Source organism: Pseudomonas sp. IAC-BECa141 (genome assembly GCF_020544405.1).
Taxonomy (GTDB): Bacteria; Pseudomonadota; Gammaproteobacteria; order Pseudomonadales; family Pseudomonadaceae; genus Aquipseudomonas.
The window spans coordinates 5,011,787-5,023,687 of sequence record NZ_CP065410.1 but is presented as its reverse complement, the minus strand read 5'-3'; the positions used below and the strand labels follow the sequence as shown (position 1 = coordinate 5,023,687).

Annotated in this window: 10 protein-coding genes; 6 read left to right on the top strand and 4 right to left on the bottom strand. The window is 61.1% G+C overall.

The features are described 5' to 3' along the window. The first annotated feature begins 28 nt into the window (after positions 1–28). From der to I5961_RS22890, 3 genes are all read left to right on the top strand, one after another. Entirely contained in the window at positions 29–1,501 is a 1,473-nt protein-coding gene (der, locus tag I5961_RS22900; protein WP_085699823.1) for a ribosome biogenesis GTPase Der, read from the top strand. A 117-nt stretch (positions 1,502–1,618) separates the two neighbouring features. Further along, entirely contained in the window at positions 1,619–2,767 is a 1,149-nt protein-coding gene (locus I5961_RS22895) for a pyridoxal phosphate-dependent aminotransferase (protein ID WP_227233465.1), read from the top strand. Further along, the gene (locus I5961_RS22890) at positions 2,755–3,546 is read left to right on the top strand and encodes an amidohydrolase (RefSeq protein ID WP_085699819.1); all 792 of its coding nucleotides are present in this window, start codon (positions 2,755–2,757) and stop codon (positions 3,544–3,546) included. The genes I5961_RS22895 and I5961_RS22890 overlap by 13 nt, the downstream gene beginning before the upstream one ends. Positions 3,547–3,655: 109 nt before the next feature. On the opposite strand, the gene leuA is transcribed toward I5961_RS22890, so the two are convergent. From leuA to I5961_RS22870, 4 genes are all read right to left on the bottom strand, one after another. After that, positions 3,656–5,335, bottom strand: coding sequence for a 2-isopropylmalate synthase (leuA, locus tag I5961_RS22885; RefSeq protein ID WP_227233463.1), 1,680 nt, complete (start codon positions 5,333–5,335; stop codon positions 3,656–3,658). Positions 5,336–5,702: 367 nt separating this feature from the next. Beyond that, on the bottom strand, positions 5,703–6,524 hold the full coding sequence (locus I5961_RS22880) for a peptidoglycan DD-metalloendopeptidase family protein (RefSeq protein WP_085701755.1): 822 nt from the start codon (positions 6,522–6,524) through the stop codon (positions 5,703–5,705). 3 nt (positions 6,525–6,527) lie between these two features. Continuing rightward, complete coding sequence (gene xseA / locus I5961_RS22875; RefSeq protein ID WP_227233461.1) at positions 6,528–7,907, bottom strand: exodeoxyribonuclease VII large subunit; 1,380 nt, start codon at positions 7,905–7,907, stop codon at positions 6,528–6,530. Positions 7,908–7,917: 10 nt separating this feature from the next. Then, entirely contained in the window at positions 7,918–8,805 is an 888-nt protein-coding gene (locus I5961_RS22870) for a LysR family transcriptional regulator (RefSeq protein ID WP_227233460.1), read from the bottom strand. Between the two features lie 100 nt (positions 8,806–8,905). On the opposite strand from I5961_RS22870, the gene I5961_RS22865 reads away from it, so the two are divergent. The 3 genes from I5961_RS22865 to guaB all read left to right on the top strand — a co-directional run bounded on the left by I5961_RS22865 (position 8,906) and on the right by guaB (position 11,880). Next, a complete protein-coding gene (locus tag I5961_RS22865; protein WP_085699809.1) occupies positions 8,906–9,673 on the top strand; it encodes a sulfite exporter TauE/SafE family protein in 768 nt (255 codons plus the stop codon). A 73-nt stretch (positions 9,674–9,746) separates the two neighbouring features. Continuing rightward, positions 9,747–10,295 carry a sugar ABC transporter ATPase gene (locus tag I5961_RS22860; protein ID WP_085610914.1) on the top strand — a complete coding sequence of 183 codons (549 nt, stop codon included), beginning with the start codon at positions 9,747–9,749 and terminating at the stop codon, positions 10,293–10,295. Between the two features lie 115 nt (positions 10,296–10,410). Then, on the top strand, positions 10,411–11,880 hold the full coding sequence (guaB, locus tag I5961_RS22855; protein WP_011335798.1) for an IMP dehydrogenase: 1,470 nt from the start codon (positions 10,411–10,413) through the stop codon (positions 11,878–11,880). Positions 11,881–11,901 lie beyond the last annotated feature (21 nt).

Genomic DNA, 11,901 nt, shown 5'->3' with positions numbered 1-11,901 from the left:
TTTCTGAAATAACGAAGTGGAGAGCCGCATGGTTCCCGTAATCGCCCTGGTGGGCCGACCGAACGTCGGCAAGTCCACCTTGTTCAACCGCCTGACCAGGACTCGCGACGCCATCGTCGGCGACTTGTCCGGTCTGACCCGTGATCGCCAGTACGGTGAGGCCAAGTGGCAAGGGCGTTCCTACATTCTGATCGACACCGGCGGTATCTCCGGTGACGAGCATGGTATGGACGAAAAAATGGCCGAGCAGTCGCTGCTGGCCATCGAAGAAGCAGATGTCGTTCTGTTCCTGGTAGATGCCAAGGCCGGTTTCACCGCCGCCGACCAGATGATCGGCGAACACCTGCGCAAGCGTAACAAGCGTTCCTACGTGGTCGCCAACAAGGTCGACAACATCGATCCGGAAATGGCTCGCGCAGAATTCGCGCCGATGGGCATGGGCGATGCGATCCCGATCGCCGGCGCGCATGGTCGCGGCATCACTCAATTGCTGGAAATCGCCCTGAGCGAATTCCCGAAAGATGAGGACGAGCCGCAGGAAGGCGAAGAGCAGGAGGAAGTCGCCGAAGGCGAGGAAGCCAAGCGTATTCCTGGCCCGAGCGAAAAGGACGGCATCAAGATCGCCATCATCGGCCGACCGAACGTCGGCAAGTCGACGCTGGTCAACCGCATGCTCGGTGAAGAGCGGGTGATCGTCTACGACCAGCCGGGCACCACTCGCGACAGTATCTACATCCCGTTCGAGCGTAACGACGAGAAGTACACGCTGATCGACACTGCCGGTGTGCGCAAGCGCGGCAAGATCCACGAAGAAGTCGAAAAGTTCTCCGTGGTGAAAACCCTGCAGGCCATCAAAGACGCCAACGTGGTGATCTTCGTGATGGACGCCCGCGAAGGTGTGGTCGATCACGACCTCAACCTGCTCGGTTTTGCACTGGAGTCTGGCCGTGCATTGGTCATCGCGCTGAACAAGTGGGATGGCATGACGCCGGGCGAGCGTGACTACGTGAAGACCGAGCTGGAACGCCGGTTGTTCTTCGTTGACTTCGCCGACATCCACTTCATCTCGGCCCTGCACGGTACTGGCGTGGGGAACCTCTACGCTTCGGTGCAGAACTCCTTCAAGTCGGCGGTCACCCGCTGGCCGACCAGCCGTCTGACCCAGATCCTCGAAGACGCGGTCAGCGAGCATCAGCCACCGATGGTCAACGGCCGCCGGATCAAGCTGCGCTATGCCCACCTTGGTGGCGCCAACCCGCCGCTGATTGTGATCCACGGCAACCAGATCGAAAAAGTGCCGAACTCGTACGTGCGCTATCTGGAAAACACTTATCGCCGTGTGCTCAAACTGGTCGGTACGCCGATCCGTATCGAGTTCAAGGGCGGTGAGAACCCGTACGAAGGCAACAAGAACACGCTGACCGACCGCCAGGTCAACAAGAAGCGTCGCTTGATGTCGCACAACAAGAAAGCCAGCAAGAAGCGCCGCGACAAGCGCTGATCCCGGTCATCAAGAGAGAAGGGCGCCGTCTGGCGCCCTTTTTTTATGGGCGCCGGATGGGCTATCCTCGGGCTCTCCCGCGCCGTCGTCAGAGCCGGGGCAGAGCAGGGAACCCCGATGATCACCAGCAAGCTGCCGAATGTCGGCATCACGATTTTCACGCAGATGTCTCAGCTCGCGGCGCAGACCGGAGCGATCAACCTTTCCCAGGGTTTTCCCGATTTCGACGGCCCGCAGGCACTGCGCGACGCGGTCGGTCGACACATCGCCAGCGGCCATAACCAGTATTCGCCCATGACCGGCCTGCCGGCGCTGCGCCAGCAGATCGCGGCGAAAATCGCCCGCAGTTATAACGTCAACGTCGATGCCGACACCGAGGTGACCGTGACCCCGGGCGCGACCCAGGCGATCTTCTGCGCCATCCAGGCGGTTATCCACAGCGGCGACGAAGTCATCGTGTTCGACCCCGCCTATGACAGCTACGAGCCGTCGGTGGAACTGGCCGGTGGGCGCTGTGTGCATGTGCAACTCGGTCTGGATGATTTCTCCATCGACTTCGACAAGCTCAGTGCAGCGCTGAGTCCGCGCACGCGGATGATCATCCTCAACACCCCGCACAACCCCAGCGGCGCCCTGATCAGTCGCGCAGAGCTGGACCAGCTGGCGGCGCTGATCCGCGATCGCGACATTTATGTGATCAGCGACGAAGTCTACGAACACCTGGTGTACGACGGCGTTCCGCATGTCAGCGTGCTGGCCCACGAAGAGTTGTATCAGCGCGCCTTCGTGGTCAGCTCGTTCGGCAAGACCTATCACGTCACCGGCTGGAAAACCGGTTACGTCGTGGCGCCGCCAGCGCTGACCGCCGAGCTGCGCAAGGTGCATCAATACGTCAGTTTCTGTGGCGTGACGCCGCTGCAGTATGCGCTGGCCGATTACATGGCCGAGCATCCGGAGCACGTCGAAGAACTGCCGGGGTTCTATCAGGCCAAGCGCGATCTGTTCTGTGATTTGCTCGCGCCGTCGCGATTCAGTTTCACCCGGGTCACCGGCACCTATTTCCAGTTGGTCGATTACTCGCAGATTCGCCCCGACCTGAACGATGTCGAAATGGCAATGTGGATGACCCGCGAGCACGGCGTGGCGAGTATTCCGGTGTCGGTGTTCTACCAGAGTCCACCTGAAGGCCAGCGCCTGGTGCGCCTGTGCTTTGCCAAACGTGAGGAGACGCTGCGGGAAGCGGCGGCCAAACTATGCGTGATCTGAGTGCGTTGCCCGATCTCAATCTGGCGCTGATCCAGACCAGCCTGGCCTGGCATGACCGTCAGGCCAATCTCGAGCATTTCGACGTTTTGCTGGAGCAGGCGCGCGGTGCGGATCTGATTATCCTGCCGGAAATGTTCACCACCGGATTCTCCATGGAATCCGAAACCTTGGCCGAAGCCGAAAACGGCCCGACCAGCAAATGGCTGCGGGCCCAGGCTGCGAAGCTGAACGCGGTCGTCACCGGCAGCGTGATCATCCAGGCCGCCGACGGCAGCCACCGCAACCGCTTGCTGTGGGCTCGCCCGGACGGCGAAGTGCTGTATTACGACAAGCGTCACCTGTTTCGCATGGCCGGCGAGCACAACCACTACACCCCCGGCGAGCGCCAGGTGCAGTTCGAACTCAAGGGCTGGCGGGTGCGTCCGCTGATCTGCTACGACTTGCGCTTCCCGGTGTGGAGCCGCGACGCGCAGGACACCGATCTGTTGTTGTACACCGCCAACTGGCCGGGCGCGCGGCGTCAGCACTGGAACCGGCTGCTACCGGCCCGGGCCATTGAAAACCTTTGTTATGTAGCGGCGGTCAACCGGGTTGGCACCGATGGCAAAGGCTTTGCGTATACAGGCGACAGTCAGGTGCTGGACTTCCAGGGCGAGACGTTGCTCGCGGCCGGAGAGGCTGACGGGGTGTTCAAGGTGGTTCTGGAAGCGGCTTCGCTGGCGGCTTACCGCGAGCGGTTTCCGGCGAATCTGGATGCGGACACCTTCGAGTTCACCTGATAGCCCAGATCACCTAGATCGTTCCCACGCTCCGCGTGGGAACGATCAGATAGAAAATAAAAAGGCCCCGGAGTGCGAACTCCGGGGCCTTTTGCATTGCAGCGATCAGTTACGCCGCTTTCGCTTCCGGCTGGCTCAGCGAGCGGTTCAGCGCGCTGAACAGGGCCTTGAAGCTGGCGGTGGTGATGTTTTCATCGATACCCACACCGTGCACCGCACGCTCGCCATTCACACGCAGTTCGATGTAGGCCGCCGCCTTGGCGTTGGTGCCTGCGCCGATGGCGTGTTCGTTGTAGTCCATGATTTCCACCGGAATCGGCAGACCGGCCACCAGCGCTTCCAGCGCGCCGTTGCCCTTACCGCGCCAGTGCAGGTTGGTTTCGCCCTGACCTTTGCTCGCCACTTCCACTTCGACGGCGCTATTGCCGTTTTCTTCCTGCAAGCGATGGCTGACCAGCGCGTACGGGGTATTGGCTTGCAGGTATTCGCTGTGCAGCAGCGCGTGGATCTGCTGTGCAGTCATCTCCAGGCCCAGGCGATCGGTTTCACGCTGCACGACCTGGCTGAATTCGATCTGCATGCGACGCGGCAGGCTGATGCCGTATTCCTGTTCCAGCAGGTAAGCGATGCCGCCCTTGCCCGACTGGCTGTTGACGCGGATCACCGCCTCGTAGCTGCGACCGATGTCGGCCGGGTCGATCGGCAAGTACGGTACTTCCCACAGTGCGTCCGGTTTCTGCTGGGCGAAGCCCTTGCGGATTGCGTCCTGGTGGGAGCCGGAGAATGCGGTATGCACCAGGTCGCCGACGTATGGGTGACGCGGGTGAACCTGAATCTGGTTGCACTCTTCAACGACTTTGCGCACGCCGTCGATGTCGGAGAAGTCCAGTTGCGGGTCAAGGCCCTGGGTGTACATGTTCAGTGCCACGGTCACGAGGTCGACGTTGCCGGTACGCTCGCCGTTGCCGAACAGGCAGCCTTCGACGCGGTCGGCACCGGCCATCAGGCCCAGTTCGGTGGCGGCCACGCCGGTGCCACGGTCGTTATGGGTGTGCAGGCTGATGATCACGCTGTCACGACGGTTGATGTTGCGGTGGAACCACTCGATCTGGTCGGCGTAGACGTTCGGGGTCGCGCATTCAACGGTGGCCGGCAGGTTGAGGATGATCTTGTGCTCAGGCGTCGGGTTCCAGACCTCGATCACCGCATCACAGACTTCCTTGGCGAATTCCAGCTCGGTGGCGCTAAAGGTTTCCGGCGAGTATTCGAATGTCCACTCGGTGTCCGGCTGCATGGCTGCGTATTTGACGAACAGCTTGGCGGCGTTGACGGCGATGGCCTTGATCCCGTCCTTGTCCTGGTTGAACACGATGCGACGGAAAGAAGGGGAGGTGGCGTTGTACAGGTGAACGATGGCTTTCTTCGCCCCGCGCAGGGATTCGAAAGTGCGCTCGATCAGGTCTTCACGGCCCTGGGTCAGCACCTGGATGGTGGTGTCGTCCGGGATGTGGCCGTCTTCGATCAGGGTGCGCACGAAGTCGAAGTCGGTTTGCGAAGCGGCCGGGAACGAGGCTTCGATTTCCTTCACGCCTACCTGCACCAGGGTTTTCCAGAAGCGCAGCTTTTTCACCGCGTCCATTGGCTCGATCAACGACTGGTTGCCGTCACGCAGGTCGGAGCTGCACCAGATCGGCGCGGCATCGATGGTTTTCGATGGCCAGGTACGGTCCGGCAGGTTGATCACAGGAAACGCGCGGTATTTCGAAGACGGGTCTTTGAGCATGCTCATCGGGAAATTCCTTATTGTCTGGGCCGAAAAGAGGCGGCCTGCCGGTGGAACGAACGTTCTTGGAAAAGCGTGGGACGAGGCGCAGCGATTCAGCCCGGCAGTCGTGCGCTGACGAGGCACAGGCTGCGGTGCTGGCGAAGCTGAATGAGGGTGTGAGAGGTTTTCATGCCCTCAACCCTAACCGCGGGGGATGAGGATGGCAAGCAGTCGAAAAAAATTGAGAGGAATACTCGGAAAGCGGTTTTTTCCGAGATTTTATTCTCTGAATCAGATTGATTGTTTGCAGAGATTGCGCAGTCCGTTCGTCGTGCGCAATCGCTGTGGGAGCGAGCCTGCTCGCGATGAGGGCCGTCGCCTCACCCGCAAATCAAGGCTGGAAAGCCCCGATGAAAATCGCCGGATCGACCCGCGCATCGTTCAGGCTGACGTTCCAGTGCATATGCGGTCCGGTCGCCCGACCTGTGGCGCCCACTTTGCCAACCACCGCGCCACGCGCCAGTTGCTGGCCGTTCTGCACGTCAATCTTCGACATATGACAGAACATACTGATGAAGCCCTGGCCATGGTCGACGAACACCGTGTTGCCATTGAAGAAGTAGTTGCCGATCAGGATCACCTTGCCCGCCGCCGGGGTCTTGATCGGCGTGCCCGCCGGCACCGCGAAGTCCAGACCTGCGTGTGGATTGCGCTCTTCACCGTTGAAGAAACGGCGCACGCCGAACTTGCTCGACAGCGGCCCGTTGACCGGTTTGTCCAGCAGCAGGTTGCTTGGGGTGTTCGGGCTGAAACTGCGATAGGCCTTGATCTGCTCGGCCAGTTCGCTCTCGATGCGCTTGAGATTGGCCGGGTTCGGATTGACCTGCTGAGTGTTCTTCAGGGTGATGTGCTGTTCCGGGTATTTCTTGTTGCCGACATTGAAGTTGAGGTTACGGCCGCCACTGCTGATCTGTTGAATACCGGGTTTGACGGTCAGCGGAACGCCGACAATCGCCAGCCAGTTGTTCTGTTCCTTGACGACCAGCACCGGTTTGCCCTGGTACGTGGCTTTCGGCGCTTGCGCGGCGCTGCCCAGATTGACGACTGCCACGCCGCCCGGCACCGGTTTGTTTAGCAGGCGGGTGATGTAACTGTCGGCGTGGGCGTTGAAGGTCAGGCACAGCAACAGCAGCGGAGCGAGAAAACGCGGCATGGATCAGTCCAGTAAAGAAAGAGTGACGGGCGTCAGGTGGTTGTCCTCGACGCGCACTTGCAGCTCGCCTTCGCCCAGTCTGGCTTTGAGGCGCTGGCCGGTGTGGGTCTGCGCGGCGTTGCGGATCGCGTTGCCGCGCTCATCCAGCAGAATGCTGTAGCCACGGCCGAGCGTCGCCAACGGGCTGACCACGTGCAACGTCTGCATCTGGCTTTGCAGCTGCAGGCGACGGCGTTTCAGGCCTTCGTTCATGGCGCGTGGCAGGCGTTCGGCGAGGCTGTCGAGGCGTTGGCGCAACAGGGCCAGTTGGCGTCCCGGGTGTTGCCCGGCGAGGCGGGTTTCCAGGCGGATCAGGCGTTCGCGGCGGGTATTGAGCTGACGCTCGAAGGCACGGCGCATGCGCATGTCGAGGTCATCCAGACGCTGTGCCTGCTGGCGCAGACGTTCGCCGGGATGGCGCAAGCGGCGGGTCACGCCCTCGAGCCGCAGTCGATCGCGCATCAGGCGATCACGCATGCGCATCACCAGTCGGCGATGCAGGCTTTCGACCTGACGGATCAGGTGACTGGAGTCCGGTGCAAGCAGTTCAGCAGCAGCGGACGGCGTGGGGGCGCGCACGTCGGCCACGAAGTCGCTGATCGACACATCGGTTTCATGGCCGACTGCGCTGACGATCGGCGTGATGCAGGCATCCACCGCCCGGGCCACGGCCTCTTCGTTAAAGCACCAGAGGTCTTCCAGCGAGCCGCCGCCACGGGCCAGGATCAGCGCGTCGAAGCCACGGGCATCCGCCATTTTCAAAGCGCGGACGATCTGCGCAGTGGCTTCACGGCCCTGAACGGCAGTCGGAATCAGCGTCAGTTGCACTTGCGGCGCGCGACGGCGAAACACGCTGATGATGTCGCGAATCACCGCGCCGGTCGGTGAACTGATGATGCCGATGCGTTGCGGATGCGCCGGAAGCGGCACCTTGCGCTCGGCACTGAACAGGCCCTCGGCGCTGAGCTTTTCCTTCAGCGCATCGAAGGCCAGGCGCAGGGCGCCGTCACCGGCAGGCTCCACGGTGTCGAGGATCAGCTGATAGTCGCCACGCCCTTCGAACAGCGAGACCTTGCCGCGCACCTTGACCGCCAGGCCATCCTTCAGCGCCTGACGCACCCGCGCGGCATTCTGGCGGAACAGTGCGCAACGCACCTGCGCGCCGCTGTCCTTGAGCGTGAAATACACGTGGCCGGACGCCGGGCGGGCGAGGTTGGAGATTTCGCCTTCGACCCAGATGTTACTGAACACGTCTTCAAGCAACACCCGCGCGCGGCCGTTGAGCTGGCTGACGGTCAGGACTTCGCGGTCCAGGCCGAGTCTTGCAAAGGGATCTTTAATCATGGGGCGCAGTTTAAAGGCATTCGCCGGTGAATGTCTGGAGGAAGTGTTGCACCAGAGCTGTGGGATTTTGCCGAGAGGCGAGGGCGACGGTGCTCTGGCAATCGCCGGTCAGCGGGACAAATCTCACACCGGCGGGCGCGATATCCTGCATCGATTCCGGCAGTAGCGCGATGCCGAATCCGGCCTGGATCAACTGCAGTTGCGTGGTCTTGCGCGACATCACCCGCGCAGCCTGAGGGAAGAAACCGTGACGCATGCACAGGTCGGCGCACAAATAACTCAGCCCGCCGCGCTGCGGATGCGGGATGGAGATAAACGCTTCGTCTCTCAATTGCGCCAAGTCGACTGCCTCCACCAACGCCAGTCGATGATTCATCGGCACGGCAAGCAGCAGGCGCTCGGTATAGAGCGGCACAACCTGAACGCCTTCACGCTGGCGCAGTACTGGCAGACGCAGAAGGCCGATGTCGAGCCGGCCCTCGGCCAGTTCTTCAAGTTGTGCTTCCGAGGAGAGCGTGCCGATGTCCAGCGAAACGCCGGGTTGTTGCTCAAGATATGCGCTCATGTCGCTCAGCAGCCGGCCACTGATCGGGACGGTACTGGAGTGACACACGCGCAAAGTGCCGCGTTGGCCCTGGCCGATCTCCGTGGCCAGGGTGCTGGCCTTGTTCAGTTCATTGAGCAGGTTTCTCGCCCGGGGCAGGAACGCTTCGCCAGCAGCGGTGAGCCGGGGCTGACGCGCGGTGCGTTCGAACAGCGGTGTTTGCAGTCGGGTTTCCATGTCCTTGATCTGCCGGCTCAACGCCGATTGAGCGATGAACAGCCGTTCGGCTGCGGCGCTGAAGCTGCCGCTTTCGGCGATTTCCACGAAGTAGCGCAATTGACGGGTTGAAAGCACGAGGCATGCCTTTTCGAGATGGCTTGGCGAATTCGATGATATTAGTCGCAACCCTCGGCGCTGGCTAAAGTCATCGCAGGTCTATAAAGGAAGCGAATGGATGAGCGTGGCGGGTTTGTTGAGCGAATGGTCGTGGGGCGCGCAGGGCTGGGTGGTGATCGGACTGGCCATCGCGCTGGCCTACATCGTCTTCGGGATTGCCGGTTTCGGTACGGCGCTGGTGGCGGGGCCGATTCTGATTCTGTTCATGCCGCTGTCGAAAATCGTGCCGTTGCTGGTGTTGCTGGATTTCGTCGCGGCGTTCGGCAATTTGCTGCCTTCGCGGCGGGATGTGGCGAAACCGGAATTGCTGCGGCTGCTGCCGTGCATGGCGGTCGGTTGCACGCTGGGGGTGATTTTTCTGCTTAACCTCAAATCCGATCTTTTGCTGCTGTTGATGGGGCTGTTCATCAGTGCCTATGCGATCTACAGCTTGTGGATCAAGGCACGGCCGACGCAGTTGTCCGCCGGGTGGGCATTGCCGATGGGCACGGTGGGCGGGCTGTTCGGGGCTTTGTTCGGCAGTGGTGGCTTTCTTTATGCGATCTACCTCAACAGCCGACTGCCCAAGGACGCAGCCCGGGCCACGCAAAGTGCGCTGATCAGTTGCAGCACGGTAGTGCGTTTGAGCCTGTTCGCCATCGCCGGTGTGTATGCCGAGCTACCCTTGTTGATGCTTGCGCTGTGCCTGTTGCCAGCCATGGCGCTGGGCTTGTGGGGCGGGCGGCGCTTGACCATGCGCCTGTCCCGCGAGGCCTTCGTGCGGCTGGTGACCTGGCTGGTGCTGGCAAGCGGGATTGCGCTGATCGGCCGCTATTTAAGCACTTGACCGGATTTTGTCAGGGATTAAGCTGCCGGCCGCGTTCGTCGCAGAACATCCTTTGACGCAGCAGGCTTGCACCATGAATTCCCAAAGCATCATCGTCCCGAAAATCTCCAACCTGCCGGTGCACGAGCCCCGGGCCCGGGCGATCCTGCGCTGGCTGGTGCGCAAGAACATCGTCAAGGAAGAGCTGAGCACCTGTGGACGCACCGGCAATCGCATGGCCTACGCCATCGCCGATGGCGCCCGCGCGGTGGTGCTATACCCCGAGGCGTTGCCGTTCGGTGAGCCGATCAATGGGCTGGAAGTCATCACCAAGCGCTGTATCTACACGCCAGCCAAGGGTTTTCTCGAGGAGGCTGGTTGTGCCGAGTGTCGTCAGGAAATCGGCGAAGCATTGTTCGAAAGCCTGGAAGACTGGATGCCGGGCCGCACTGACAACTTCACCTGCCCTGAGTGCGGGCATGAAGACGACATCAACGGCTTTCTGTATTTGCAGGAGTGCGGTTTTTCCAACCTCGGGTTCATCTTCAACAACTGGCTGGAGGCGGGGTTCAAGCAGAGCTTCATAGACGAATTCGCCGACTGGCTGGATCAGCCGGTGAGCTGGGTCAAGGTCGAGCTTTAGAGGCCGCTTTTTCCGTACATCAGCAACATTGATATAAGACAAGTTTTACATTGAACCCGAGGGGGTGTCTGACTATAATGGCGCGCTTCCATTTTCCCGCTCGGGAGCCCCCGCGATGCTGCGTATCAGCCAAGAAGCTCTGACCTTCGACGACATTCTCCTAGTGCCCGGTTATTCCGAGGTGCTTCCTAACGAAGTCAGTCTGAAGACCCGCCTTACCCGTGGCATCGAGCTGAACATTCCTCTGGTTTCTGCCGCCATGGACACCGTTACCGAAGCCCGTCTGGCAATCGCCATGGCTCAGGAAGGTGGCATCGGCATTATCCACAAGAACATGACCATCGAGCAGCAAGCTGCCGAAGTTCGCAAGGTCAAGAAGTTCGAAGCCGGTGTGGTCAAGGACCCAATCACCATCGAGGCTGACGCCACGGTTCGTGATCTGTTCGAACTGACCCGCATGCACAACATTTCCGGCGTTCCGGTTCTGCACGATGGCGACCTGGTCGGCATCGTCACTTCCCGTGACGTGCGTTTCGAAACCCGTCTGGACGCCACCGTTCGCGAAGTGATGACGCCCAAAGAGCGTCTGGTCACTGTTCGCGAAGGCGCCGACAAGAACGAAGTCCGCGAGCTGCTGCACAAGCACCGTCTGGAAAAAGTCCTGATCGTCGACGACAAGTTTGCCCTCAAAGGCATGATGACCGTCAAAGATATCGAAAAAGCCAAGGCTTACCCACTGGCCAGCAAGGACGACCAGGGTCGTCTGCGCGTCGGCGCTGCGGTCGGTACCGGTAAAGACACCGGTGACCGCGTTGCTGCCCTGGTCAATGCCGGTGTGGACGTGGTGGTGGTCGACACCGCTCACGGTCACTCCAAAGGCGTGATCGACCGCGTTCGCTGGGTCAAGGAGAACTTCCCTGAAGTGCAGGTGATCGGCGGCAACATCGCCACCGGCGCAGCCGCCAAGGCTCTGGCCGAAGCTGGCGCCGACGCGGTCAAGGTCGGTATCGGCCCTGGCTCGATCTGCACCACCCGTATCGTCGCCGGTGTCGGCGTTCCGCAAATCAGTGCCATCGCCAACGTTGCCGCTGCCCTTGAAGGCACTGGCGTTCCGTTGATCGCCGACGGCGGCATCCGTTTCTCCGGTGACCTGTCCAAGGCCATCGTGGCCGGTGCGTCCTGCGTGATGATGGGCTCGATGTTCGCCGGTACCGAAGAAGCGCCGGGCGAGATCGAACTGTTCCAGGGCCGTTCCTACAAGGCTTATCGCGGCATGGGTTCGCTGGGCGCCATGTCCCAGGCTCAAGGCTCCTCCGACCGTTACTTCCAGGATTCCTCGGCAGGCGCCGAGAAACTCGTTCCGGAAGGCATCGAAGGCCGTGTTCCCTACAAGGGCACCCTGAGCGCGATCATTCACCAGTTGATGGGCGGTCTGCGTTCCTCGATGGGTTACACCGGCAGCGCCAACATCGAAGAGATGCGCACCAAGCCTGAGTTCGTGCGGATCACCGGTGCAGGTATGGCCGAATCCCACGTCCACGACGTGCAGATCACCAAGGAAGCGCCAAACTACCGCGTAGGTTGAGGCTTCAAGCAAAACGTCAAA